We start from the raw sequence: 24,995 nt of genomic DNA on the forward strand, positions 1-24,995 counted from the left end.
ATCACTTCGCCGCACCGGCGGTGCGGGTCGCGCAGGGCCACCGGCTCGCCGGATCGGGGAACCGCCGCCCGTGGGCCACCGGGTGGTGCCTCCGGGCGGGCGTCACCCGGGGCAGGACCCGTACCGATGAGGTGGGGATGGCGTGGCTCCATCGCCCGATCGGGGGATTCGCGATGCGGTGATGCACCCGGCGCCGGTCGATGCACGGTGGGGCGCATCATGCGGTGCGCCAGCGGGATCGGCGCTCGCGCTACCAGGGGGAGCGGGTTTCGCTCTGCAATGCGGACGGGAGGTCGCGGTAGACCGCGACGACGTCCCGCACGCCGGTGAGCTGCAACGTGTGCAGGGCGGGCCCGGGTGGGACGGCGACGCGGAGCAGCCTGCCGCGGTGCAGGCAGTGGTAGTGCGCGCGCAGGAACAGCGGGGCCGAACCGACGCTGAGGAAGGTGACGCCGGTGAGGTCGACCACGACGAACCGCTTGACGGTGTCCTCTTCGCAGGCGTCGAGGACCTGCTCCCGCAGCGGGGCCTCGCTGATCAGGTCGACCCGCCCGACGGCGGCGACGACCACCGCGGACCTGGTGGTCCGAGTGGTGACCTCGAGTGGCGCGCCCGGACGCACGGCGGTCTCCTGTGGGGTCATCCCACCGGGCGGCGGCCTGCCGACCGGATTCGACGGACTATAACCGCCCGCGCGCCGGGCGCCGGGGCGTCGACACAGGCGCGGTGGCGGATGCCACTGAAATGGGTCTGTTCCGGTGACACCCGCGGTCGGTCGGAGTCCGTTTTCCGCGCGAGCGCACCGGGTGGGCGGGTTCCCGGCCCGCCGCACAGCGGCACCGCGATCGGCCCGGAATTGTCGGGGGTCGTTGTTAGCGTCGTCGACATGGGGAATCGCAGCACAGCAAGGAGTTCACACACGTCGGGTTCGCACGCGGCGGGGGGATCGGGCGCGTCGGCGGCACCGGGGGCGGGGGTCCGCGGTGGTGTCGGGCGGGGCGGCCCGGCCGACCGGGAATGGGGGTGCTCAGCCTGCTAGGCGGGGCGGGAAGCCACCGGTGGCGATGGGGCCCCAGCGGGTGATGGTGACCCGGATGAGGCACTTGCCCTGGCGGGTCATCGCGGCGCGGTACTCGTCCCAGTCGGGGTGTTCACCGGAGATGGACCGGAAGTAGTCGACCAGCGGTTCCAGCGCCTCGGGGAGGTCGAGGACCTCGGCGGTGCCGTCGACCTGCACGTAGGGGCCGTCCCAGCCGTCGGAGAGGGCGCAGAGGGAGGCGGTGGGGGCGCGGCGGGCGTTGCGGGCCTTGACGCGTTCCGGGTAGGTCGAGACCACGATGCGCCCCTCGGCGTCGACGCCGTAGGTCACCGGGGAGAGCTGGGGTCTGCCGTCGGCGCGGGTGGTGGCGAGGACGCACTTGGTGCGCCTGCGCAGGAAGTCGATCAGTTCCGATCGGTCGGGCTTGTGCGCGCTGGCGGTCCTGGGCATGGTCCGATGCTAACCAGTGGGCGTTCTCAGCGCCGTTCCGCGGATTCGGGCCGGGTGGGGCCACCCGGGGTGACCGTCACCCCGGGTGGCCCGGACCCCGGCGCGGTCGGGCGACCCCGCCGGGGTCCGACTGTCACTTCGGAACGGTGAAGGCGGCGACGGCGGGTTCCTGGAGGCTGCCCAGCCACACCGTGCCGCCGCTCTCCCGGACGCCGGTGGCCATGTGGAAGTCCGGTGGGCTGCCGTGGAAGTCGTGCACGGTGGCGCCGGTGGCCGGGTCGAGCGCGCGGACCCACACCGTGCGCTGCGGGGCGGGTTGCAGCTTCTGCGGCAGGCGCCACAGGAGCTGCCGGAACACGGGCGGCTTGCCCAGCAGCGCGTCCAGCACCGGGTCGCGGGGGCTGGCGAAGGCGAGCCACAGCAGGCCGTCGGTGCCCAGGGAGAGGTTGTCGGCGAAGCCGGGGAGGTCGTCGACGAACACCGTGGTGTCGGAGGCGGCGGCGGTGGGGCCGGTCACCGGGACCTTGTGCAGCCGGTAGGCGGCCATGTCGGAGACGATCACCGCGGACCGGTCCGGGGTGAGGGCCACGCCGTTGGCGAAGCTCAGGCCGGTGAGCAGCACGTCGAGCGCGCCGTCGGGGGTGCGGCGCAGGAGCCTGCCGGTGCTGGAGTGCTCGATGAGGTCGGCGCGGTAGTGCTCCAGGTCGAAGCGGCTGGTGGAGTCGGTGAAGTACACCGTGCCGTCCTCGGCCACCGCGGCGTTGTTGCACAGGTTGAGGTCCGGTCCGCGCGGCACGAGGACCGCCACGTCGGAGCCGGTGACCAGCAGCAGGCCGCGGTGCGCGTCGCACACCAGCAGGCCGTCGGGGTGGTGCTCCAGCCCGAGCGGGCGGCCACCGGTCGCGGCGACCACCTCGATCCGGCTGCCGTCCGCCGCCAGCCGCACGATCCGGCCGTCGGACAGTCCGGTGAGGACAGTCCCGTCGGAGTCGAGGAGCACGTCCTCCGCGCCGAACCCGTTGACCGGGTGCACGGTCAGCGGCGGCAGCGCGGTGGGTGACGGTTTCGGTCCGGGCGCGGGTGCCCGCCACACGACCGGTTCGATCTTCGGACGACCCATGCCGGACTCCTCAGCGATACGTCAGCAACTCCCGGTTCGGGCCCTCGAAGTGCCCGTGTTCGTTGAACGACACCAGCGACGCCCCCGCGCGCCCGTGCACGACCTTGGTGACCGCCGCGTTGACCACGACCCGGTTCAGCGCGACCAGCGCGGCCCCCGGCAGCCCGAGCAGCCGCGAGCACAGCGTGGCGATCACCCCGCCCGAGGTGAACACCACCGCCGTGCCGCCGGACCCGAGACCCGCCGCCAGCTCGGTCAGCGCGGCCGCGGCGGCGGCGTCGAAGTCCGCGTAGGTCCCGGCGGGCCCGGCTGACTCGCCATCGGTGATCCAGCCGTGCAACGCCCGGTCCAGCACGGCCTGGAACTCGCGCGGCGAGGCGGGCGCGCCCACGTTCTCCCGCGCCAGCAGGTGCTGCACCAGCCCCAGGTGGTCGTACTCGTTCCACCTCGGGTCCTCCCGCACCGGCAGGTCGAGGCCCGCCGCGGCCAGCGCGATGGACGCGGTGGCGCGCTGCCGCGACAGGGTGCCGGACCACGCCTGGACGGGGGTGATGCCGCGCGTGCGCAGCTCCTCCCCCAGCACCTTGGCCTGCAACTCCCCCTGCGGCGACAGGACGTCGTAGTCCGCCGCGCCGAAGGACGCCTGGCCGTGGCGCAGCAGGTAGACGACGCTCATGCCGACCTCACGCCCCACCGATGACTTCGCGGCAGCGCCACTCCAGGTACCCGACGAACATCCAGAAGTCCTTGAAGCGCGGGTTGGTGGTCTGCCCGTGGTGGAACCGGTAGTAGATCTGCTGCATGATCACGGCCAGCCGGAACAGCCCGAACGCCTCGTAGAACGCCCAGTTCGCGGTGCTCAGGCCCATCCGCGCGCAGTAGTGGTCGACCAGTTCGGCGCGGGTGAGCATCCCGGGCAGGTGCGTGGGCTGGCGCCGGGCCTGCTGGTACACCACGTCGTCGTCGGCCTGAATCCAGTAGGCGACCGCGCCGCCGAGGTCCATCAGCGGGTCGCCGAGGGTGGACATCTCCCAGTCGAGCACCCCGACGACGTCGAGGGAGTCGTCCAGCACGACGTTGTCGAAGCGCCAGTCGTTGTGGATGACCACGGTGGCGACGTCGTCGGGCTGGTGCGCCGCGAGCCAGTCCATGACGGCGGCGAAGTCCGGCACGTTCTCCGTGCGCGCGGCCGTGTAGCGCTTGGACCAGCCGCCGACCTGGCGGGCGACGTACCCGCTGCCCTTGCCCAGGTCGGTGAGCCCGGCGGCCTCCGGGTCGACGCGGTGCAGGTCGACCAGCCGGTCGACCAGCGCGGTCGACAGCTCCCGCGCCTGCCCGGCGCCCAGTTCCATGCCCTCGGGCAGGTTGTTGCGCAGGATCGTGCCCTCGATCCGCTCCATGACGTAGAAGTCGGACCCGAGGACCGACTCGTCCTGGCACAGCCCGAGCACCGTCGGCACGTACGGGTAGACCGGCTTGAGCCCCTTCTGCACCCGGTACTCGCGCCGCATGTCGTGCGCGGACGCGGCCTTCTTGCCCACCGGCGGGCGGCGCAGGATCAGCTCCCGGTCGGGGTAGGTGAGCAGGTAGGTCAGGTTCGAGGCGCCGCCGGGGAACTGGCGCACGACCGGTTCTGCGTCCAGGCCGTCCACGACGGTCCGGAGCCAGGCGTGCACGGCGGCGGTGTCGAAGCTGTCCTCAGCCCGGACCTCGGACGCCTCGTCACGGGGTGCGCTCATGACATCTTCGCGACGATCGGCAGCGGCAGGTTGCGCATGGCGAAGCCGAGCAGGGTCCACGGCCACGACGGGGCGCACGCCTCGGCCACCTCGCGCTCGATGGCCTTCACCATCGCCCGCACCCCGGGCACGGTGTCGACCATCAGCGGGGTCTTCTTGACCTTGTCGTTCATCTCCGAGCGGATGTAGCCCGGGTAGATCGTGCTGACCTTGATCGGCGTCTTGAGCGTGTCGACGCGGATGCCCTCGGCCAGCGCGGCGATCCCGGCCTTGGTGGCGGCGTAGGTGGACAGGTTGCCGCGCATCCCGCGCATCGCGCTCATCGAGGAGATGACGACCAGGTGGCCGGAGTCCTGCTCGCGGAACGCCTCCATCGCGGCCTCGCACTGGGCGAGCGCGGCGACGAAGTTGGTCTCCGCGGTCTGCTTGTTGGCGTAGAAGTAGCCGGTGCCGATCGGCTGCCCCTTGCCCAGGCCCGCGTTGACGACCACGCGGTCGAGGGAACCCAGTTCCTCGCGGAACTCGCCGAACACCTTGAACACGGCGTCGTGGTCGTTGACGTCGAGCGCCCGGACGGCGACGGTGATGCCCGGGTAGGTCGCGGTCAGCTCCGCGCGCAGCTCGTCGAGCCGGTCGGTGCGGCGCGCGGCCAACGCCAGGTTTCGGCCCAGCGCGGCGAACTGCCTGGCCATCTCCTCGCCCAGGCCGGAGCTGGCCCCGGTGATGAGGATGTTCTTGCGGCTCACGGGTTCTCCCCTTCGATCTTCGACCGCATCCGGTCCCAGAACGAGACGACCTGCGCCTCGTAGGCCTCGGGTTGCAGGCGCTTGAACTCGTGCGACTGCCTGCCGTCCTCGTGGGTCAGCACCAGGAACCGGTTCTCGGCCACGCCCTGCACGACCTGCTCGGCGACGTCGTCGGCGGTGACGGTGGCCCGCTCCATCAGCTTGCGGGTGACGTTGACCCCGGGGTGGTCGGCGTTGCGCGCGGCGTCGGGCAGGTTGGTCTTGAAGAAGCCGGGGCAGACCACGGTGGTGCCGATGCCGTAGGGCGCCAGTTCGAACCGCAGCGTCTCCGACAGCGACAGCACCCCGGCCTTGACCACGTTGTACGGGGCCATGGCGGGCAGGTTCATGATCGCGGCCATCGAGGCGACGTTGACGATGTGGCCGCTGCCCTGCGCCTTGAACAGGGGCGTGAAGGTCCGGCAACCGCGCACCGGACCCTTGAGGTTGATGTCGATGATCCAGTCCCAGTCGGCCATCGGGACGACCTCGATCCGCCCGCCCGCGCCGACGCCCGCGTTGTTGACCAGCACGTCGAGGCCGTCCCACTCGGTGGCGCACCACTGCCGGGCCGCCTCCCAGGACTCCTCGGAGGTGACGTCGAGGGCGAGGGACCGGGTGTCCAGCTCCGCGGCCACCGCCTCCGCCGCTGCCGGGTCCACGTCGGTGACCAGCACCCGCGCTCCGGACCGCGCCCACCTGGTGGCGAGCGCCTTGCCGAGACCGGACCCCGCTCCGGTGACCAGGACGCGGGGGCTCACGGGAGGTACTTCTTCAGCTCGATGCGGGACACGACGCCCTGGTGGACCTCGTCCGGGCCGTCGGCCAGGCGCAGCGCGCGGGCCCCGGCGTAGGCCGCGGCCAGCGGGAAGTCGTCGGTCATCCCGGCGCCGCCGTGCAACTGGATGGCCATGTCGATGACGCCCAGTGCCATGTTCGGGACCACCATCTTGATCTGGGAGACCTCGGACAGCGCACCGCGCAGCCCGTGCGTGTCCAGCTTCCACGCCGTGCTCAGCACCAGCAACCTGGCCTGGTCGATGGCGATGCGCGCGTTGGCGATGCGCTCGCGGTTGCCGCCCAGGTTGGCCAGCGGCTTGCCGAAGGCGACCCGGTCGGTGGCGCGGCGGCAGGCCAGCTCCAGGGCCTTCTCGGCCAGGCCGATCAGCCGCATGCAGTGGTGGATGCGGCCGGGGCCGAGGCGGCCCTGGGCGATCTCGAAGCCGCGGCCGGGTCCGGCGATGACCGCCTCCAGCGGCAGCCGCACGTCGGTGAAGGTGACCTCGCCGTGCCCGGAGGGGGCGTCGAGGCGGCCGAAGACCGGCAGCATCCGCCCCACGGTGACCCCGGGGGTGTCCAGCGGGACCAGGACCATCGAGTGCCGGGCGTACTTGTGCGCGTCCGGGTCGGTCAGGCCCATGAAGATCGCGACCTTGCAATTCGGGTGCCCGATGCCCGTGGAGAACCACTTCGTGCCGTTGAGCACGATCTCGTCGCCGTCGACGACCGCGGTGGCGGCCATGTTCGTCGCGTCGGAGGAGGCGACGTCCGGTTCGGTCATGCAGAACGCCGAGCGGATCTCCCCGGCGAGCAGCGGGGTCAGCCAGCGGTCCTTCTGCTCCTGGGACCCGAACATGTGCAGGACTTCCATGTTCCCGGTGTCCGGGGCGTTGCAGTTGAAGACCTCGGGGGCGATGGCCGAGCGGCCCATCAGCTCCGCGAGCGGCGCGTACTCGACGTTCTTGAGCCCGGCGCCGTGCTCGGTGTCGGGCAGGAAGAGGTTCCACAGGCCCTTGGCCTTGGCCTTCGCCTTCAGCTCCTCGATGACCGGGAGGACGACCCACGGGTCGTCCAGGGCGGCCAGCTCGCGGTGGTGGTCCGGCTCGACCGGGTCGATCTCGGTGGCGATGAACTCACCGACCCGATCCAGGTACTCGGTCGCACGGGCGCTGTGCGCGAAGTCCACGGGGAAACCTCCGGATTGCGGATGAGCACTGGTTACTAAGCTACCGCTTAGTAGTGGCCGGTTCAACAGGCTCGCCCCGATCGGCGGCGCCGTGACCGGGGCCCGCGGTGCCCGGCTCACCCCTGCCCGGAACAGGAGCTGCCCCCGCCACGAGGGTGGCGGGGGCAGCTCCGGCGCGGTTCTCAGCCCACGTTGAGCAGCAGGTTGGGGGTGCCCGCCGTGGCATTGGTGATCTTGTCCGGGGTGGCCGCGCCGGTGAGGCCGTCGGCCACCTCCGCCGGGCTCGAACCCGGGTTCTGCGCCAGGTAGAGCGCCGCCGCGCCGGTCACGTGCGGGGTGGCCATCGAGGTGCCGCTGATGGTGTTCGTGGCGGTGGAGCCGCCGATCCAAGACGAGGTGATGTCCACGCCCGGGGCGTAGATGTCCACCACGTCGCCGTGGTTGGAGAAGTCCGCCTGGGCGTCGTCGATGTCCGAGGCGGCCACGGTGATGGCCTCGCCGACCCGGGCGGGCGAGTAGGACGCCGCGTCGTCGCCGGAGTTGCCCGCCGCGACGGCGAACACGACACCGGAGGAGATCGCGCCGCGCACGGCGCTGTCGAGGGCCTCGTCGACGCCGCCGCCGAGGCTCATGTTGGCCACCGACGGGCCGGAGTGGTTCTCGGTCACCCAGTCGATGCCCGCGACCACGCCCTCGGTGGTGCCGGAGCCGTCGGCGTCGAGGACGCGGACGCCGACGAGGTCGACCCCCGGGGCCACGCCGTACTCGGCGCCGCCGACGGTGCCCGCCACGTGCGTGCCGTGGCCGTTCTCGTCGTCGGGGTCGGAGTCGTCGTCCACGGCGTCGAAGCCGCTCTTGACCCGGTCGCCGAAGGCCTCGTGCGCGGCGTTGATGCCGGTGTCGACGATGTAGGCGGTGACGCCCGCGCCGTCGGAGGGGGCGCGGTAGGTGTCGTCCAGCGGCAGGTCCGCCTGGTCGATCCGGTCCAGGCCCCAGGACGCGGTGGCGTCCACGTGGAACCGCTGGTTCGCCTGCACGTAGGCGACCGAGCTGTCCGCGGCGAGCTTCTTGGCCTGCGCCTCGCCCATGTGGACGGAGAACCCGTCCAACGCCGAGTCGTAGGTCTTGCCCACCTGACCGCCGAAGCGGCTTGCGAGCGTGCTCGCCCGGGTGCTGACCTCAGCGGCCCGCAGCGAGTCCTTGAGGACCACGATGTAGCTGTCGGCCACCGCGTTCGCCGTGCCCGCCAACCGGATCTGACCCTCGGCCGCCTGGGCGGGGGTGGCCAGTGCGGCCACCGCGGCCGCCGCGCCGACGAGACCGAAGCCGACTGCGAATCGGCCCCGACGACCTTCGCGCCTCGTGTTCATGGGATTGCCTTCCGTTTGCCCCGACAAGAACCGCTCCGACGCTGGAGGGGTTCACCGTGGTCACTCTCCGCGTCGTTGCTTGATGGTTATGCAACGCGGAAAGCGGACATCGGGGCAACGGTTCACACTTGCCACAACTGAGCCGTGCGGCGGAATGGAGATGCGCCGCACGGCCCAGCGGCGGACAAGCGCGACCATCGGGAGATGATCCTCGAGGTGACGTGGATTCAGTTGGTTTCAGCAGGTCAAAGCCCCGATATCGGAGAACTTCCCCGTTTCGCGGTGATTAACCACCAGAGTGCACCGATTGCGTGAAACTTGTTTGAACCGGGTCGGCAAATGGCCCAATCAGCGCCATTGTGGACCGGTATCCCCGACTCCCGGAGCTTGTGCCGGTTCAACGCAGCGTGATAATGCCGCTCAGCCGAATTCGGGCAGCCGCTTGCGCATCAGCTTCCCGGTGGCGTTGCGCGGCAGCTCGTCGAGGAACACCACGTCGCGCGGGACCTTGAACCGGGCGAGGTTGCTCTTCACGTGCTCGCGCAGGTCGTCCTCGGCCACCGAGGCGCCCTCCTCGACCACGACGTAGGCCTTGAGCCGCTGGCCGAACTTCTCGTCCTCGACGCCGAGCACCGCCGCCTCGACCACGCCGGGGAACTCCACCAGCAGGTTCTCGATCTCGGCCGGGAACACGTTCTCCCCACCGGAGACGATCATGTCGTCGTCGCGGCCGTCGATGAACAGCCTGCCCTCGGCGTCGAAGTGGCCCAGGTCGCCGGTGGACAGCAGCCCGTCGATGACCTCCTTGTTGCGGCCGTCGGTGTAGCCCTCGAAGGCCAGGCCGCTGCCCGCGAAGATGCGGCCGGTGACGCCGGGCTCGGTGATCGCGGTGCCGCGGTCGTCGTAGAGCACGACCTTGCAGCCCACCGGCGGCTTGCCCACGGTGCCCGGCGCGGCGCGCCAGTCCGCCGGGGTCGCCACGGTCGCCACCGACACCTCGGTCGAGCCGTAGAGGTTGTGGATGACGTCGCCGAACACCTTGCTGGCGCGGTTGCCCAGCTCGGGCGACAGCGCGGAACCCGCGGTGAACACGACGCGCAGGCTGGACGTGTCGTACCTGCCCAGCACCTCCGGCCCCAGGTCCATGATCCGCTGGAGCATGGTCGGCACCAGCACCAGCGCGGTGGCCCTGTTCGCCTGGATCATCCGCAGCGTGGCCTCGGGGTCGAACCTGCGGCGCAGCACGACCGCGGAGTGCAGGGCGAAGCTGATGATGAACTGCGAGATGCCGGTCGCGTGGAACAGCGGCGCGGCCAGCACGGTCGCCTCCCCCGCGCGCAGCGGGATGCGGTCGAGGAACTGCGCGGCGGCCAGCGGCGAGCGCACCTGCCGCGGCGCGCCCTTGGGGGTGCCGGTGGTGCCGCTGGTCAGCAGCACCATCCCGCCGGGCCTGCTCGGCGCGGGCAGCGGCGCGTCGTCGGTGGCGGCGATCAACTGCTCCAGCGTGCGCTCCGCCGTCGGGGTGGTGTCGACCCACGCCAGGAACCGGGGCAGGGTGTCCGGCAGCGTGTCCACCAGCTCGGTGAACTCCTGGTCGTGCACGAACACCGTGACGCCCTCGCGCTTGGTGACGTCGATGAGCTGCGGCTTGGCGAAGCCGGTGTTCATCAGCAGCAGCCGGGCGCCCAGCTTGCCGGTGGCCAGCATGGTCTCGACGGCGCCGCGGTGGTCGCGGGCCAGCAGCGCCACCACGGAGTGCTCGGTCACGCCCTGCGCGGCGAGCGCCCTGGCCAGCGCGTTCGACCGGAGGTCGAGCTGGCTGAAGGTCAGCGATCCCAGCTCGTCGACGAGCCCGACGGCCTTGCTGTCCCTGGTCGCGGCCACGCGGGCGGCTCCGGCGATGGGCCCGTACTTGCGCACGGCCATCGCCGACTTGAGCACGTGGTCGGGCCTGCTCAGCGGGACCAGTCCCGCCTTGCGCATCACGTCCACGCTGCGCACCGCCGTGGGGACCATGGCCGCGAGATCACGCACACGGGTCAGGTACTCGGTCACCGATAGCCTCCTGGGGTTACCCTTCGGTAACACCGTGCCGTAGAACCTACTCGTGAGTCAACCAGTGGCCCTACCGCCGGTACGGAGCGCTCACTTCCCCCTGGCCACCAGCCGGAATTCTTGTCGTGCCCGCGCAAGCCGCGCGCTTTTTGTCGGTGCCGGACCGGACAATGCGGGTATGCGGGTCGTGGTCGTGCCGGGGGAGGACGGGGGTGGGCGGGCGGTCGTGTCCGGGGACGCCGCTCCCGGGGGTGGCGGGGGCGGCGAGGTCGGTGAAGTCGGTGAAGTCGGTGAAGTCACTGAGGTGGCCGACCTGGCCGGGTGGATGGGCGAGCTGGAGCGGCGGGTCGGGCCGCGGTGGGTGGTGCCGTCGCTGGCGGAGGTGTACCCGGCGCTGCTGCGGGCGGGGGTGCGGTTGGGGCGGTGCCACGACCTGGGGCTGGCGGAGGCGATCCTGCTGGCCTTCGAGGAGCGGGCGGGTCGGCCGCGGAACGTGGCCGCGGCGTGGGCGCGACCGCGCGGGCTGCCCGAGCCGGAGGACGCGAAGCCGCAGGCGCGCGGGGAGCAGCCCGCGCTGTTCGAGGCCGACCGGCGGACCACGCCCGCGGGCGCGGACCCGGTGGCGCAGGCGGTGGACGTGCTGGCCGACCAGGAGCGGCGGATCGCCGGGACCGCCCGGCCCGACCTGCTGCGGCTGCTGGTGGCGGCGGAGTCCGCGGGCGGGCTGGCCGCGGCGGAGATGACGCACTTCGGGCTGCCGTGGCGGGTCGACGTGCACCTGGACCTGCTGGTGTCGTCGCTGGGGCCACGACCGGCGCCGGGCGCCCGACCCGCCCGGCTCGCCGAACTGGCGGCGCGGATCTCGGCGGCGTTCTCCGGGCGGCCGATCAACCCCGACCACCCGCCGAGCATCGTCAAGGCGTTCGCCAGGGAGGGGATCGAGGTCGACTCGGCGCGGGCCTGGGTGCTCAAGGGCGTCGAGCACCCGGCGGTGGAGCCGCTGCTGGCCTACAAGGAACTGGCGCGGCTGTGGGCGGCGCACGGGTGGTCGTGGTTGGACAGTTGGGTCGAGGGCGGGCGGTTCCGGCCGGACTACGTGGTCGGCGGGGTGGTTTCCGGGCGGTGGGCGACCCGGGGCGGGGCCGCGTTGCAGTTGCCGAAGGTGCTGCGGACCGCGGTCCGGGCCGACCCGGGGTGGGCACTGGTGGTGGCCGACGCCGCGCAACTGGAGCCCCGGGTGCTGGGGGCGCTGTCCGGGGACCCGCGGTTCGCCGAGGTGGCCGCCGGGGACGACCTGTACGCGGGGGTGGCGGCGGACGCGTTCGACGGGGACCGGGACCGGGCGAAGACCGCGATGCTCTCGGCCATGTACGGCGGCACCTCCGGGCCCGCCGGGGCGCTGCTCGCCGTGCTGCGCAAGCGGTTCCCGGTGGCGGTGGAGTACGTGGAGCAGGCGGCCCGGGCCGGGGAGGCCGGGCGGGTGGTGCGGTCGCGGCTCGGGCGGACCTCACCGCCGCCGAGCGAGGCGTGGCAGGAGCGGGTCTCCGCGTCCGGGGACGAGGGGGTGGAGCGGCGGGCCCGGCTGGCGGCGCGGGACTGGGGGCGGTTCACCAGGAACTTCGTGGTGCAGGCCTCGGCGGCGGACTGGGCGCTGGCGATGCTGGCGTCGCTGCGGCGGCGGCTGCTGGGGGAAACCGCCGAGATCGTGTTCTTCCAGCACGACGAGGTGATCGTGCACTGCCCGGCCGAGGTCGCCCCGCTGGTGGCGGCCGAGGTCGAGGCGGCGGCGCTGGAGGCCTCCCGGCTGGTCTTCGCCGGGGCGGTCGTGCAGTTCCCGCTTGCCGCGTCCATTGTGGACTCGTATGCGGACGCCAAGTAGCGCAACGGGTTCCGTCGCGGCGGGGGGGGTATCCGGTGAGAGGTCGCCGAGGGTTCGGTTGCCGGTGAGGGCCATCGTGAGGGACGACACCGGTGCCCCTGGGCGGGGAAAGCCCTGCGGCGGCGAGATCGGAACGCTCTGCTGCGCGAAACCTCGCGGCGGCGACACCGGCATGCCCGGGCGGGTGGAGCCCTGCGGTGGGAACATCGGTGCGCCCGGACCGGTGTGGCCCTGCGGCACCGGGGCACCGGGCAAGCCGTGGCCCCGCGGCGGCACGGGAGTGCCCGGCTGGGCGAAGCCCTGCGCCACCGGCACACCAGCCTGCGCGTACCCCCACGGCTGGGCGATCGGCGCACCGGCCTGCGCGGAGCCCTGCGGTGGGGACAGCGGCGCACCGGCCGCCTGAGCGAAGCCCGGGACGGGCGCCTGGGGGAAGCCCTGCGGCGGGGACAGGGGGACGCCCGGCTGGTGGTGGCCCTGCGGCGGAGACAGGGGGACGCCCGGCAGGCCGTGGCCCGGCAGGCCGTGGCCCGGCTGGGTGGAGCCTCCGGGCGGCACCGGGCCGTCGGGGCCCGCCGCCGGGTGCGGCCGCGCGGGGGTGTCCTTGCCGAACATGCTCGTGAGCACCAGCAGCAGCGCGCCGAGTGCGCCGAGGATCAGGCCCGCGCTGGGTTGCCACGGGTTGCTCCAGCTCATCAGCGGGAACTGGATTCCGGTGAAGCCCAGCGCGGCCGAGCCGAAGCCGAACACGATCAGGACGGCGAAGAATCGGCGCGCGGTGATCCCCCGGCCCGCGAAAGGTCGAACGGGGTACTGACGCGGTCCGCCGACCCGCGATTCCCCCGTTCGAGTGATTGATCTGTCCGGGCGAACCGGGGGTTCGTCGCGGGAGGTCAGCGCATCCGCATCCGGGCCAGGCCCACCCAGCACACCGAGCCGGACAGCGCCGCCGCCACCAGCGCCGGGACCAGCGGCTGCGTCCCGGTCGCGCCGAAGGCCAGTGCGACGGTCCACACCGCCAGCGACGCCAGCCCCACCCCGAGCAGTCCGGCGCCGACGCAGAACAGCGGCACCCGGCTCCACAGTTGCGCGAGCGGCAGGCGGGCGGTCCGCGGCAGGCCCAGCAGCCCGTGCAGCCCCGTCCCGGCGACGGCGAGCAGCAGCGCCAGCGCGAACCACACCAGCAGGCGACTCGGCCGCGGCGACCCGGCGAGCAGCAGCAGGAACCCACCCAGCAGCAGCCAGCCCGCGCAGCGGCGCAGCAGCAGCCACAGCGCGATCCGCTGGGCGCGGCCGAACGGGACCTGCGGGCCGGGGTCGGCGCGGGCGGCGCGGACGTCGGCCAGCCTGCCCAGTGCGGCGCGGGTGTCGGTGTTGGCGGGGTCCAGGCGCAGCGCGTCGGTGAAGGCGCGCTTGGCCAGCGGGCGCTCGTCGGCCCAGAGGGCGGCGGCGCCGAGGACCTCGTGCGGGCGGGCCTCGTCCGGGGCGACCTCGACCGCGCGGCGGGCGGCGGCGAGGGCGTCCAGCGGGGAGCGCGGGCCGTGCGCCTCGGCCAGCGCCACGTGCGCGCGCCAGTCGTCGGGGTCGCGGCGGGCGGCCTCCCCGGCGGAGGTGGCGGCCTCCTCGAACCGGCCCAGCTCGCCGAGGGCGAGGCTGGCCAGCCGGTGCGCCCAGGACCGCTCACCGAGGGTGATCGCCCGCTTGGCGGCGGTGAGGCAGTGCTCGGGCTGCCCGGCGTCGAACAGGGCGGCGGCGAGCCTGCACCAGGCGGTCGGGTTGTCCGGGTGCACCACCAGCACCGGGCGCAGCAGGGAGATGGCGGCCTCGGGCTGCCCGGCCGCGGTGAGCTGGGCGGCCTCGGTCAGCACCGCGTCGATCGGCTCGGCCATGGCACCCTCCCGCCCCTCGGGCGCCCAGTGTGTCAAGCCGCCGATCAGGTCGGGGAACGACCCGCCCGGCCGGGGGTGACTGTCCGTGTCGACTCCCCTCCGAAGCGGGCTCGACCTGACGACCGCCAAACAGGTGATCAACCGTGCCCGGACCCCATCCTGACCCGAACGCGGGGCCGCTACCAGGGCATTACCCCAGGTGGCGCAGGCGACAGGGGCACCTCGCGGGTTCTTCCCTAGACTGATCGGGTGAATCCGGCGTCAAGGGCGCAGAAGCCCCGGCTCGCGCTCATCCTGGGCGGGTTGGCGGCGTTCGGGCCGCTGTCGATCGACATGTACCTGCCCGCGTTCCCGGAGCTGGCGCGCACCCTGGGCGCGGGCGAGTCGCAGGTCCAACTGACGCTGACCGCGTTCATGGTCGGCCTGGCCGCAGGGCAGGTGGTGGCCGGGCCGCTGTCGGACTCCCTCGGCAGGCGCAAACCGCTGCTGGTGGGGCTGGTGCTCTACACCGTCAGCTCGCTGGTGTGCGCGGTGGCGCCGACGGTGTACGCGCTGGTCGGGCTGCGGTTCGCCCAGGGCGTCAGCGCGGCGGCGGGGGTGGTGATCGCCCGCGCCGCGGTGCGCGACCTGTACTCCGGGACCGAGATGGCCCGGTTCTTCTCGATGCTGATGCTGGTCAACGGGCTGGCTCCGATGCTGGCCCCGGTCGTCGGCGGGCAGGTGCTGCGCTGGGTGTCGTGGCCGGGCATCTTCGTGGTGCTGGCCGGGTTCGGCGTGCTGCTGCTCCTCGCCTCCGCGGTCGGCCTGCCGGAGACGCTGCCGCCGCAGCGGCGCAAACCCCCGCACCTGCGCGCCACCGTGCGGTCCTACGTGCGCATCGGCACCGACCGCACGTTCATCGCCTACGCGCTCGCGGCCGGGTTCACCCTGGGCGCGATGTTCGCCTACATCTCCGGCTCCTCGTTCGTGCTCCAGGACCTGCACGGGCTGTCCCCGCAGCAGTTCAGCGTGGTCTTCGGGGTGAACGCGCTGGGCATCGTGCTGCTCTCGCAGCTCAACAACCTGCTGCTGCGCTGGTTCACCCCGCGCAGGCTGCTGACCGCCGGGCTGGTCAGCTCCACCGTCGGCGGGGCCGCGGTGCTGGCCGCCGTGCTCGGCGGGCTGGGCCTGCCGTTCCTGCTGCCGGGGCTGTTCGTGGTGGTGGCCAGCGTGGGCATGGTGACGCCGAACTCGACCGCGCTGGCCCTGGCCGACCACGCGGGCCGGGCCGGGACCGCGGCGGCGCTGCTGGGCGTGCTCCAGTTCGTCATCGGCGGGCTGGCCGCGCCGCTGGTCGGCATCGGGCACGGGTCCGCGCTGCCGATGGCCCTGGTGATCGCCGCGCTGTCGGTGGGCGGGCTGGCGGCGTTCGCGCTGACCCGACCGACCCGGCGCAGGCCGGGCCGGTACGCGGCCTTCCGCGAGGCGCGCACGATGGAGATCGAGATCCCACTCGGCGCGCTCGTGCCCTCAGCGCAGGGCGCGCCACAGCGGTCGGACGATGGTCGAGGTGAGGACGGCCAGCGGCGGCTCGGCCCGGCGCCGGGCTTCCGGGGCCGATTCCGGGGAGAGTCGGTACGCGACGCCGAGAAGCTGCCGGGCCAGGCCGGGGGCGACGACGCGTAGCAGCTCCAGCGCGAACCCCTCCGGCCGCTGGACCACGTCGCCGCCTCGGGTGAGCGCGCGCAGGACCATCGCCGCGCCCTTCTCCGGGGTGGCCGCGGGCACGCCGCGGTAGACGCCGGTGGCTCCGATCATCGGGGTGCGCACCAGCGGCATCCGCACCGAGGTGACGGTGACCCCGTCGGCGACCAGCTCGCGCCCGGCCGCCCGGCCGAACGCCTCCAGCGCCCCCTTGGACGCCAGGTACGCGGAGAAGCGCGGCGTGTCCGACTGCAGGCCCATGGTGGTGACGTTGACGATCCGGCCGAAGCCGCGGGCCCGCATCCCGGGCAGCAGCCCGAGGGTCAGCCGCAGCGGGGCGAAGTAGTTCAGCGACATGGTGCGCTCGAAGTCGTGCAGCCGGTCGACCGACAGGTGCACCGCGCGGCGGATCGACCGGCCCGCGTTGTTGACCAGCATGTCGACCACGCCCAGCTCCTTGACCAGGGCGTCGACCGCGTCGCCGTCGGTCAGGTCGCACGGGTGCACCGAGGCCCGGCCGCCCAGCGCCTCGACCTCCCCGCGCACCTCCTCCAGCTCCGCGCGCCTGCGCGCGACCAGCAGCACGGTCGCCCCGCGCCGCCCGGCGGCGAGCGCGGTGGCCCGGCCGATGCCGGAGGACGCGCCGGTGACCACGACCCGCCGCCCGCGCAGCGACCCGGAGTCGACCCAGGCCCGGTCCGGGTCCAGGTGCTCGGCCCAGTACTCGACCAGGACCCGGGCGTAGTCGGCGAACCGGGGCAGGTCCACGCCGCTGCCCGCCAGTGCCACGGCGGTGGCGCCGGTCTCGAACTCGGTCGGCAGGTCCAGGTGCGGCAGCACCTCGGCCGGGATGCCCAGCTCGGTGAGCACCGCGGCGGCCGGGACGGGCACGGTGCGCACCGCGGGCAGCCGCACCGGCAGGGTGGCCGCGATCCGGGGGGCGCCGACGACCGCGGCCAGGGCGTTGTAGACCTCGCGCACGGGCTGCCCGCCCGGTTCGGTGAGGTGGTAGGTGGTGCCGGTGGGCGCTTCGAGGTGCATCAGGTGCGCCATGGCGTCGACCACGTAGTCGACCGGGACGACGTTGGTGCGGCCCAGCTCGGGCAGCACCAGCGGCAGCGCCCTGGGCAGCCGGGCGAGGCGGACCAGCGCGGGCAGGAAGAAGTAGGGGCCGTCGACCTTGTCCATCTCGCCGGTGGTGGAGTCGCCGACCACGGCGGCCGGGCGGTAGACCCGGAACGAGACCTCGTCCTGGTCGCGGACCAGCTCCTCGGCGGCGAACTTGGTCGCGTGGTACGGGCTGTGGTGGCGCTGGCCGAGGTCGAAGTCGGACTCGGCGAAGCGGCCCCGGTGGTCACCCGCGACCGCGATGGACGACACGTGGTGCAGCAGGCCCGCGCCGGTGGCGGCGGCGAACGCGAGCACGTTCGCGGTGCCGGTCACGTTCGCGGCGTGGTTGGCCTCGGCGGGGGCGGTGAAGTCGTAGACCGCGGCCAGGTGCACGACGTGGTCGACCGGTCCGGGCAGCGCGGCGGGGTCCACGCCCAGGCCGGGTTCGGTGAGGTCACCGGCGACCGGGACGACCAGGTCGGGCCGGGACCAGTGCGCCGAGGCGGCGGTGAAGCGGGCGGTCGACTCGGGGCGGACCAGGGCGTACACCCGGTCGCAGTCCGGACGGGCGACCAGCCGCTCGACGAGCCTGCGCCCCAGGAACCCGGTCGCGCCGGTGATGAAGTAGGTGGCCATGCCGTGCCTCCGTGCGGATTCCGCCAGTATCTACTCCACAGTAGTACCGTCGGTCAGTTCTCGGGCTCGATCGACGCGTCCACCACCGCGTCCCGCAGCGCCGCCCGCAGCCTGCCCACGTCCAGCGGGGTGAAGATGGCCGTCTCCCCCGGCGGGGACACCAGCATCACCCGCCCCGCCCGCACGAACACGGTCACCTCGCGCTTGCGCCCCGCCAGGTCACGACAGCTCACACTCCACTCCCTGTGGCTGGTCACTGCGGCCCACCTCTCATCCCCCGACTGTCCCCTCACCACTTCCGACGCGTGCCGCAACGAGACGTGACGCCGCAAGTCACGAGATAACGGAACTTCCCCGGGAGGGGTCCCGGGAGGGGGAACCCCGACCACCCCGTCCGACCCCGGGATGACGCCCGGTGACCTGCGAACCGGCAGACTGACCCGGTGAGTGAGACCACCAGCGGCGCGGGCCCCCGGCTGCGCGCACCCGTGAACCTGGTCAGCCGCCGCGCCATCGGCCACTGGGCGCTGCGCGCCGGTCTCGGCTGGCTGGTGGTCCTGCTGGCGCAGGCCGTCCCGGTCGTGCTCGCCGCGGGCGCGCCGACCTGGTTGCGGGTGACGCTGCTGGTGAGCGCGCTGGTCGCGGTGGCGCACGTGGTGGTCATGCCGCGGTGGCGCTACCGGGTGCACCGCTGGGAGACCACCCCGGACGCCGTGTTCACCCGCGGCGGCTGGGTCAACCAGGAGTGGCGGCTGGCCCCGATCTCGCGAATCCAGACCGTCGACACCGCCCGCGGCCCGTTGCAGCAGCTACTGGGGCTGGCGACCGTCACCGTCACCACCGCCTCGGCGCAGGGGCCGGTGACCATCGAGGGCCTCGACGCGGAGGTGGCCGCCCGGATCGTCGACGAGCTGACCGCCACCACCCAGGCCACCCCCGGGGACGCCACGTGACCCCGCCCCTGCCCGCCGCCCCGGAGTACGTCGAACCCGCCCCGGAGTGGGGTCGGCTGGACCCCAGGATGATCGTGGTGCGGCCGCTCAACGAGCTGGTCGGGCTGCTGCTGCCGCTGTTCGCGCTGGTCTTCGTCGGTGACGTCAACCTGGTGCGCACGCTGTTCGGCGCGGGCACGGTGGCCTTCGTGGTGCTCTACGGCCTGCTGTCCTGGCTGACCACCAAGTACCGGATCACCGACACCCAGGTGGAGCTGCACAAGGGCGTGCTGTTCCGCCAGCGGCTGGCCATCCCGCGCGACCGGATTCGCACCGTCGACCTGACCGCCAAGCTCGGGCACCGGCTGTTCGGCCTGGCCGCGGTCCGGGTCGGCACCGGCAAGCAGGAGCGCGGCGGCGGCGAGGGCGTGGCGCTCGACGCGGTCACCGCCGCGGAGGCCGACCGGCTGCGCCAGGTGTTCCTGCACCGCCGCGCGGGCGCCCCCGAGGACGGTGCGGGCGGGACCGCCGAGAACACCGCCGCCGACGACGGTGCGCCGATCGCGGCGCTGTCGGGCTCCTGGTACCGGTACGCGCCGCTGTCGCTGTCGGGGTTGATCGGTGTCGGCGCCTCGGTCGGTTTCCTGATGAACCTGGCCAACGAGCTGGACCTGGAGTTCTCCGAGTTCGGCGTGCTGCGGTCGGTCTACACGTGGTTCGCCGAGTCCGGCCCGGGAACGATCGTGCCGGTGACCGCGGTGGCCACCGTGGTGCTCGCGGCCCTGGCCTCGCTGCTGGGTTACCTGCTGCAGAACCACCGCTACCGGTTGACCCGCCAGGCCGACCGGACCCTGCGGGTGCGCCGCGGGCTGCTGACGACCCGGTCGGTGTCCATCGAGGAGGACCGGCTGCGCGGGGTGGACGTGCACGAACCGCTGCTGCTGCGCGCGGGCCGGGGCGCGCGGCTCAGCGCGGTGACGACCGGTCTGGGCCGGATGAGCGGCAGCGCGCTGCTGCTGCCGCCCGCGCCACGCGCGGAGGCGCACCGGGTGGCGGTGGAGGTCCTGGGCGAGCGGGTCGACGTGCCGCTGCGCCCGCACCCGCCCCGCGCGCTGGTGCGGCGACTGGTCCGGGCGGTGGCGCCCGCGGTGGCGGTCGCGGTGGTGCTGCTGGGGTTGGCGCTGCTCGTCGACTGGCCGCACTGGCCGTGGGTCGTGGCGGTGTTCCTGGTGCCGGTGGCCGCGCTGGTCGGGTACGACCGCTACCGGGGGTTGGGGCACGCGCTGACCGAGCGGTACCTGGTGAGCCGGTCGGGTTCGCTGGACCGGTCGACGGTGGCGTTGCGGCGCACCGGGATCGTGGGGTGGAAGATCAGCCGCACCCTGTTCCAGCGGCGCGCGGGCGTGCTGACGATCACCGCCGTCACCGCGGCCGGGTCCGGCGGCTACCGGGTCCTCGACGTCGGCGAGGCGCAGGGCCTCGCCCTCGCCGACGCGGCCGTGCCGGACCTGCTGGCCCAGTTCCTGGAGCACCGGGCACCCGAAAGTTGATCTTGGTCATGTGCGCCGACGCGCGCGCTGTGACAGCATCCGGCGTCGTCGACCGGAACGATCACTGGGGGACCGAGGATGCTGGACGAGACCGTACGACCCGATGAGACCGTGGTGCCGCTGCTGCACTGCACGGCACCGGAGGAGACGCTGGAGTTCTGGCGGGCGCTGGGGTTCACCGTCACCTACGAGCAGAAGAAGCCCTACCTGTACCTGGCGTTCCAGTGGAGCGGCTTCGCCCTGCACTACGGGCGCGCGGCGGCGTCGGTGGACCCTGCGCGGGAGGAGACCGGCGGCTGCCTGGTGATGGTCGGCTCCGTCGCCGCCTACCACGCGGCGTTCACCGAGGGGATGCGCCGCGCGTACGGCAAGGTGCTGTCCACGGGGCTGCCGAGGATCACCCGCCACCGTCCCGGCGCCTCGCGGTTCACGGTCATGGACCCCTCCGGCAACTCGATCATCTTCATCAACCGCGAGGAGCCGGAGGAGGTCGAGTACGGGGGCTCGAAGAAGCTGGACGGCCTCGCCAGGGTCCTGGACAACGCCCGCATCCTCCGCGACTTCAAGAACGACGACCGGGCCGCCTACCGCGCCCTCGACTCGGGCCTGCGCCGCCACGGCGAAGCGGCCCCGGCCGTGGAGCGGGCCGTCGCGCTGGCGGGCCTCGTCGAACTCGCGACGGCTCTGGGCAAGAACGACCAGGTGCCGGTCTGGGGTGCCCGCCTCCGCGAACTCGTCCTGACCCCTGAGGACCACCACCGCGTCGAGGAGTCGGTCGCCGACCCGGACCTCCTGGCCCCCTGGTTGCGCCCCTAGACCGCGTCCGGGTTCGCGGCGGCCCCCGGGGGCCGCCGCGAACCCGACCGGGTCAGTCGACCGGCCAGGTGTGCACGGGTTCGTTGCTGTGCATGAACTCCGCGTACCGGCGCACCATCTCCCGCAGCGCCTGCTCCCGGCTCACCGACCCCGCCGCCTCCAGCGACTTCACCGTCTCCACCTGCCAGGTGGCGCCGTTGCGCCCGGTGATGCAGCGCTGTTCGATGACGCCGAGCAACCGGTCCCGGTCGGCCGGGTCCACCCCCCACGCGTCCAGGCCCCGGTGGGCCATCGGCAGCAGGCGGCGCAGCACCAGCTCGGTGACCGGGACCTCGCCGACGTTGGGCCAGTACACCCGGGCGTCGATGCCGTTGCGGGCCGCGGCGTGGAAGTTGTCCTCGGCGGCGGCGAAGCTCATCTGCGTCCACACCGGACGGTCCTGGTCGGCCAGCGCGCGCACCAGGCCGAAGTACAGCGCGCCGTTGGCCATGGTGTCCACCACGGACGGTCCGGCGGGCAGCACCCGGTTCTCCACCCGCAGGTGCGGGCGGCCGTGCACCACGTCGTAGATCGGGCGGTTCCAGCGGTAGACCGTGCCGTTGTGCAGGCGCAGCTCGTGCAGCTCCGGGGTGTCGCCGCGGGCGAGGACCTCCACCGGGTCCTCCTCGTCGGTCAGCGGCAGCAGGGCGGGGAAGTACTGCGCGTTCTCCTCGAACAGGTCGAAGATCGAGGTGATCCACCGGTCGCCGAACCACACCCTGGGGCGCACGCCCTGGGCCTTGAGCTCGTCCGGGCGGGTGTCGGTGGCCTGCTCGAACAGCGCGATCCTGGTCTCGGCCCAGAGCTGCTTGCCGAACAGGTACGGCGCGTTCGCCCCGAGCGCCACCTGGATGCCCGCGGCGACCTGGCTGGCGTTCCAGTACTTGGCGAAGTCCTCCGGCGCGGTCTGCAGGTGGTACTGCACGCTGGTGCACGCGCTCTCCGGGGCGATCGAGTCGGCGTGCGCGACCAGCCGCTCCCGCCCGCCGATGTTGATCTCCAGGTCCTCGCCGCGGGCGGCGAACACCTGCTCGTTGAGCAGCTTGTAGCGCGGGTTCGTGCTGAGCACGTCGAGGCTGATGTGCTTTCGCTGCAACGTGGGCAGGATGCCCACCATCACGATCCGCGAACCGGCCCTGCGCGCCTTCTGCTCGGCCTCGTTGAGGTCGTCGCGCACCAGCTCCTCGAACGCGCGCAGGCCGTGCGGGCCCAGCGGCTGCGGCGGCAGGTTGATCTCGATGTTGAACCGCCCCAGCTCGGTCTGGAAGGCCGGGTCCGAGATCGCCGCCAGCACCTCGGCGTTGCGCATCGACGGGTCCCCGTCCCCGTCGACCAGGTTCAGCTCGATCTCCAGCCCCGCCATGGGGCGGCCCGCGTCGAACCGGGACTCGGCCAGCATCTGCGCGAACACGTCCAGGCAGCGCCGCACCTTCTGCCGGAACCGCTGGCGATCGGCCCGGGTGAACTCCGTCGACTCGACATCCTTGCCCATGCCCCCAAGCGTGATCCATCGCGGCGCCCGCCGCCACACGCTGGGCCATCCGGACGCGCCCACCGGAACCCGACACGGGCGCGCGGCGCTCGGGCGCGGCGGCGGCCCCGGCTAAGCTGCCACGCGTGACGGACCGCCTGGTATGGATCGACTGCGAGATGACAGGGCTCGACCTGGGCAAGGACGCCCTGATCGAGATCGCCGCCCTGGTCACCGACTCCGAGCTGAACGTCCTCGGGGACGGCGTGGACCTGGTGATCCACACCGATGACGACACCCTGGCGGGCATGCCCGACGTGGTGCGGGAGATGCACGCCCGCTCCGGGCTCACCGAGGAGGTCCGCGCCTCCACCCTGACCCTGGCCGAGGCCGAGCGGCAGGTGCTCGACTACGTCCGCGAGTGGGTCCCCGAGGTCCGCACGGCTCCGCTGTGCGGCAACTCCATCGCCACCGACCGCGGCTACATCACCCGCGACATGCCCGCCCTCGACGCGCATCTGCACTACCGGATGGTCGACGTGTCCTCCATCAAGGAGCTGTGCAGGCGCTGGTACCCGCGCATCTACTACGCGCAGCCGGACAAGGGCCTGGCGCACCGGGCGCTGGCCGACATCCGCGAGTCGATCCGCGAGCTGCGCTACTACCGCGGCACCGCCTTCGTCGCCCAGCCCGGCCCCTCCACCGAGGAGGCCAAGGCGGTCGCCGAGGCCGTCCTCGCCGCGGATGCCTAACCCGGTATGAAGCCCGCGCACGGGCACGCTATGCTGTGCGCGCACGGTGCTGAGAAGCGCCGCTGTGGTGGGTGTAGCTCAGTTGGTAGAGCACCTGGTTGTGGTCCAGGAAGTCGCGGGTTCAAGTCCCGTCACTCACCCGTACGAAGGCCGATCCCCGCTCCGCGGGGGTCGGCCTTTTCGGTTGCCACGGGAGGCGTGCGGTGCGCGAGGTCGAGATCCGGGACGACATGATCCGGCTGGGTCAGTTGCTCAAGCTGGCGGGCGCCGCCGAGGACGGCGCGCACGCCAAGGACCTCATCGACGGCGACGAGGTCACGGTGAACGGCGAGGTCGAGATCCGCCGGGGCAGGCAGGTGCGCCCCGGCGACGTGGTCGGGGTGGGCGGCGAGTCCTTCCGGGTCACCGCCCGCCCCTGAGCGCGGTCAGCGCTTGCCGCCCGCCTTCCACGTCTCCCACGGGATCTGCCAGTCGCTCTGGCCGTCCCAGGCTTCGAGCACCGGGCCGCCGGAGTTCTGCACCACGATCACGTCGCCCTTGTTGGAGATGCTCTGCAGCCAAGCGGCGTTCTCGGTCGACATGTTGATGCACCCGTGGCTGACGTTGCGCACCCCCTGGTCGCGCACCGACCACGGCGCGGAGTGGAAGAAGATGCCGCTGTTGGACATGCGGCTCGCCACCTCCACCTCCGTCCGGTAGCCCGCCGCCGAGTCCGTGGGCACGCCGTAGGTGGAGGAGTCCATCGTGTAGTCGGTGTGCTCGCTCATCACCGTGTAGGTGCCGACCGGGGTCTCGTGGGCCTTCTTGCCCAGGGAGATCGGGATGGTGCGGGCGGGGGTCCCGTTGACGGTCACCGTCATCTGGTGGGTGGTCCCGTCGGCGACGGCGATCACCGAGTCGCCCACCGTGACGGTGGCGGTGCGGTCGGCGCGGCCGTAGACGCCGTTGCCCAGGTCCTTGCCGTAGATGGCGGCGTTGATCGTGACGGTGCTGTGCGCCTTCAGGTACTCCTTGGGCCGCCAGTGCACCTCTTTGTCGCTGAACCAGTAGAAGGCCCCCTCGGCCGCGGGGGTCGGGGTGACCGTGATCGCCTTCTCGGCGGCGGCCTTGTCGGCCACGGCGGCGTCGAAGTAGAACGCGAACGGCTGGCCCACGCCCACGACCTGCCCGTCGAGCGGGTTCATCGACAGCGCGGTCTGACGGGCGGGCTTGACGGTGGTGAACGTCGAGGTCGACGTGGCCGTCCTGCCCGCGGGGTCGGCGGCGGTGGCCGTGGCGGTGTAGGTCTTGCCGTAGCCCAGCGCCTCGGTGGTCGTCCAGCTCGTGCCGTCGGCCGACAGCGCGCCCGCGACGACCTTGCCGTCGGCACCGGTGACCGCGGCCTCGGTGATCTTCCCGCCCGCGGCCGTGACCGTCACCGGGGCGCCCGGCGCGACCCCGGCGGCCTGGTCGGCCGGGGCGAGCGCCAGTGCCAGCGGAACGGGCGGCGCGGTGGACCGCGCACCGGCCGCCACCGCCTCCGGCGGCGTCCCACCCGGTGTGGCCGATCCCTCGGCGGTGCACGCCGCCACCGCGACCACCCCGACACAGGCGAGCACCGCCCGCGCCCACCGACCCCTCGTCATGTCCTACCCCCAAAAGCTTGACCGTCACCCGGGTGACCAGTGTGCCCGACAATCACCCGAAAGGGTGGGGGACCTCCGAAAACAGACAG

21 protein-coding genes, 1 tRNA gene and 1 pseudogene are annotated in these 24,995 nt (G+C 72.9%); 8 read left to right on the forward strand and 15 right to left on the reverse strand.

Annotated features, from left to right (window positions below):
• Positions 1 to 250 precede the first annotated feature (250 nt).
• The 10 genes from DFQ13_RS25735 to DFQ13_RS25780 all read right to left on the reverse strand — a co-directional run bounded on the left by DFQ13_RS25735 (position 251) and on the right by DFQ13_RS25780 (position 10,485).
• Positions 251 to 622, reverse strand: coding sequence for an STAS domain-containing protein (locus tag DFQ13_RS25735; RefSeq protein ID WP_052020670.1), 372 nt, complete (start codon positions 620 to 622; stop codon positions 251 to 253).
• 405 nt (positions 623 to 1,027) lie between these two features.
• Positions 1,028 to 1,489: a PPOX class F420-dependent oxidoreductase gene (locus DFQ13_RS25740; RefSeq protein ID WP_110081659.1), complete on the reverse strand. Its 462-nt coding sequence runs from the start codon at positions 1,487 to 1,489 to the stop codon at positions 1,028 to 1,030.
• A gap of 133 nt (positions 1,490 to 1,622) precedes the next feature.
• Positions 1,623 to 2,609 (reverse strand): SMP-30/gluconolactonase/LRE family protein, encoded by a 987-nt coding sequence (locus DFQ13_RS25745; RefSeq protein ID WP_110081660.1) that lies wholly within the window; start codon positions 2,607 to 2,609, stop codon positions 1,623 to 1,625.
• Positions 2,610 to 2,619: 10 nt separating this feature from the next.
• Complete coding sequence (locus tag DFQ13_RS25750; RefSeq protein WP_035278960.1) at positions 2,620 to 3,285, reverse strand: histidine phosphatase family protein; 666 nt, start codon at positions 3,283 to 3,285, stop codon at positions 2,620 to 2,622.
• A 7-nt stretch (positions 3,286 to 3,292) separates the two neighbouring features.
• On the reverse strand, positions 3,293 to 4,348 hold the full coding sequence (locus tag DFQ13_RS25755; protein WP_110081661.1) for a phosphotransferase family protein: 1,056 nt from the start codon (positions 4,346 to 4,348) through the stop codon (positions 3,293 to 3,295).
• Positions 4,345 to 5,094, reverse strand: a complete 750-nt coding sequence (locus DFQ13_RS25760) for an SDR family oxidoreductase (protein WP_110081662.1) — start codon at positions 5,092 to 5,094, stop codon at positions 4,345 to 4,347. Before DFQ13_RS25760 ends, DFQ13_RS25755 begins: the two co-directional genes overlap by 4 nt.
• Positions 5,091 to 5,894 (reverse strand): SDR family oxidoreductase, encoded by an 804-nt coding sequence (locus DFQ13_RS25765; RefSeq protein ID WP_110081663.1) that lies wholly within the window; start codon positions 5,892 to 5,894, stop codon positions 5,091 to 5,093. The genes DFQ13_RS25760 and DFQ13_RS25765 overlap by 4 nt, the downstream gene beginning before the upstream one ends.
• On the reverse strand, positions 5,891 to 7,099 hold the full coding sequence (locus tag DFQ13_RS25770) for an acyl-CoA dehydrogenase family protein (protein ID WP_110081664.1): 1,209 nt from the start codon (positions 7,097 to 7,099) through the stop codon (positions 5,891 to 5,893). The genes DFQ13_RS25765 and DFQ13_RS25770 overlap by 4 nt, the downstream gene beginning before the upstream one ends.
• Before the next feature lie 182 nt (positions 7,100 to 7,281).
• Positions 7,282 to 8,469 (reverse strand): S8 family peptidase, encoded by a 1,188-nt coding sequence (locus tag DFQ13_RS25775; RefSeq protein WP_110081665.1) that lies wholly within the window; start codon positions 8,467 to 8,469, stop codon positions 7,282 to 7,284.
• Positions 8,470 to 8,889: 420 nt separating this feature from the next.
• Positions 8,890 to 10,485 (reverse strand): acyl-CoA synthetase, encoded by a 1,596-nt coding sequence (locus DFQ13_RS25780; RefSeq protein WP_035278963.1) that lies wholly within the window; start codon positions 10,483 to 10,485, stop codon positions 8,890 to 8,892.
• A gap of 217 nt (positions 10,486 to 10,702) precedes the next feature.
• Between DFQ13_RS25780 and DFQ13_RS25785 the strand changes: the two genes are divergently transcribed.
• Positions 10,703 to 12,403 carry a bifunctional 3'-5' exonuclease/DNA polymerase gene (locus DFQ13_RS25785; protein WP_110081666.1) on the forward strand — a complete coding sequence of 567 codons (1,701 nt, stop codon included), beginning with the start codon at positions 10,703 to 10,705 and terminating at the stop codon, positions 12,401 to 12,403.
• A gap of 893 nt (positions 12,404 to 13,296) precedes the next feature.
• On the opposite strand, the gene DFQ13_RS25790 is transcribed toward DFQ13_RS25785, so the two are convergent.
• Complete coding sequence (locus DFQ13_RS25790) at positions 13,297 to 14,292, reverse strand: tetratricopeptide repeat protein (RefSeq protein ID WP_110081667.1); 996 nt, start codon at positions 14,290 to 14,292, stop codon at positions 13,297 to 13,299.
• Positions 14,293 to 14,541: 249 nt separating this feature from the next.
• Between DFQ13_RS25790 and DFQ13_RS25795 the strand changes: the two are divergent.
• Positions 14,542 to 15,696: pseudogene (locus tag DFQ13_RS25795) on the forward strand (Bcr/CflA family multidrug efflux MFS transporter); the annotation flags it as partial.
• A gap of 105 nt (positions 15,697 to 15,801) precedes the next feature.
• Here DFQ13_RS25795 and DFQ13_RS25800 read toward each other — a convergent pair.
• Both DFQ13_RS25800 and DFQ13_RS25805 read right to left on the reverse strand, forming a co-directional pair.
• Positions 15,802 to 17,721, reverse strand: coding sequence for an SDR family oxidoreductase (locus tag DFQ13_RS25800; protein ID WP_110081668.1), 1,920 nt, complete (start codon positions 17,719 to 17,721; stop codon positions 15,802 to 15,804).
• Positions 17,722 to 17,774: 53 nt separating this feature from the next.
• Positions 17,775 to 17,978 (reverse strand): hypothetical protein, encoded by a 204-nt coding sequence (locus tag DFQ13_RS25805; RefSeq protein ID WP_110081669.1) that lies wholly within the window; start codon positions 17,976 to 17,978, stop codon positions 17,775 to 17,777.
• Between the two features lie 186 nt (positions 17,979 to 18,164).
• Between DFQ13_RS25805 and DFQ13_RS25810 the strand changes: the two genes are divergently transcribed.
• From DFQ13_RS25810 to DFQ13_RS25820, 3 genes are all read left to right on the forward strand, one after another.
• Entirely contained in the window at positions 18,165 to 18,674 is a 510-nt protein-coding gene (locus DFQ13_RS25810) for a PH domain-containing protein (protein WP_110081670.1), read from the forward strand.
• Positions 18,671 to 20,203: a PH domain-containing protein gene (locus DFQ13_RS25815; protein ID WP_325050955.1), complete on the forward strand. Its 1,533-nt coding sequence runs from the start codon at positions 18,671 to 18,673 to the stop codon at positions 20,201 to 20,203. Before DFQ13_RS25810 ends, DFQ13_RS25815 begins: the two co-directional genes overlap by 4 nt.
• A gap of 78 nt (positions 20,204 to 20,281) precedes the next feature.
• Entirely contained in the window at positions 20,282 to 21,019 is a 738-nt protein-coding gene (locus tag DFQ13_RS25820) for a VOC family protein (protein ID WP_052020672.1), read from the forward strand.
• Positions 21,020 to 21,071: 52 nt separating this feature from the next.
• Here the strand turns inward: DFQ13_RS25820 and DFQ13_RS25825 are convergent, their stop codons facing one another.
• On the reverse strand, positions 21,072 to 22,550 hold the full coding sequence (locus tag DFQ13_RS25825) for a glutamate--cysteine ligase family protein (protein WP_035278938.1): 1,479 nt from the start codon (positions 22,548 to 22,550) through the stop codon (positions 21,072 to 21,074).
• A gap of 125 nt (positions 22,551 to 22,675) precedes the next feature.
• On the opposite strand from DFQ13_RS25825, the gene orn reads away from it, so the two are divergent.
• The 3 genes from orn (at position 22,676) to DFQ13_RS25840 (ending at position 23,700) form a co-directional block, all read left to right on the forward strand.
• Positions 22,676 to 23,281 (forward strand): oligoribonuclease, encoded by a 606-nt coding sequence (orn, locus tag DFQ13_RS25830; protein ID WP_035278940.1) that lies wholly within the window; start codon positions 22,676 to 22,678, stop codon positions 23,279 to 23,281.
• 67 nt (positions 23,282 to 23,348) lie between these two features.
• A tRNA-His gene (locus DFQ13_RS25835) sits at positions 23,349 to 23,421 on the forward strand.
• 63 nt (positions 23,422 to 23,484) lie between these two features.
• Complete coding sequence (locus DFQ13_RS25840) at positions 23,485 to 23,700, forward strand: RNA-binding S4 domain-containing protein (RefSeq protein WP_084175297.1); 216 nt, start codon at positions 23,485 to 23,487, stop codon at positions 23,698 to 23,700.
• A gap of 6 nt (positions 23,701 to 23,706) precedes the next feature.
• Here the strand turns inward: DFQ13_RS25840 and DFQ13_RS25845 are convergent, their stop codons facing one another.
• A complete protein-coding gene (locus DFQ13_RS25845) occupies positions 23,707 to 24,906 on the reverse strand; it encodes a L,D-transpeptidase (protein WP_084175298.1) in 1,200 nt (399 codons plus the stop codon).
• Between the last annotated feature and the right edge of the window lie 89 nt (positions 24,907 to 24,995).

The organism is Actinokineospora spheciospongiae (genome assembly GCF_003182415.1).
Lineage (GTDB): Bacteria > Actinomycetota > Actinomycetes > Mycobacteriales > Pseudonocardiaceae > Actinokineospora > Actinokineospora spheciospongiae.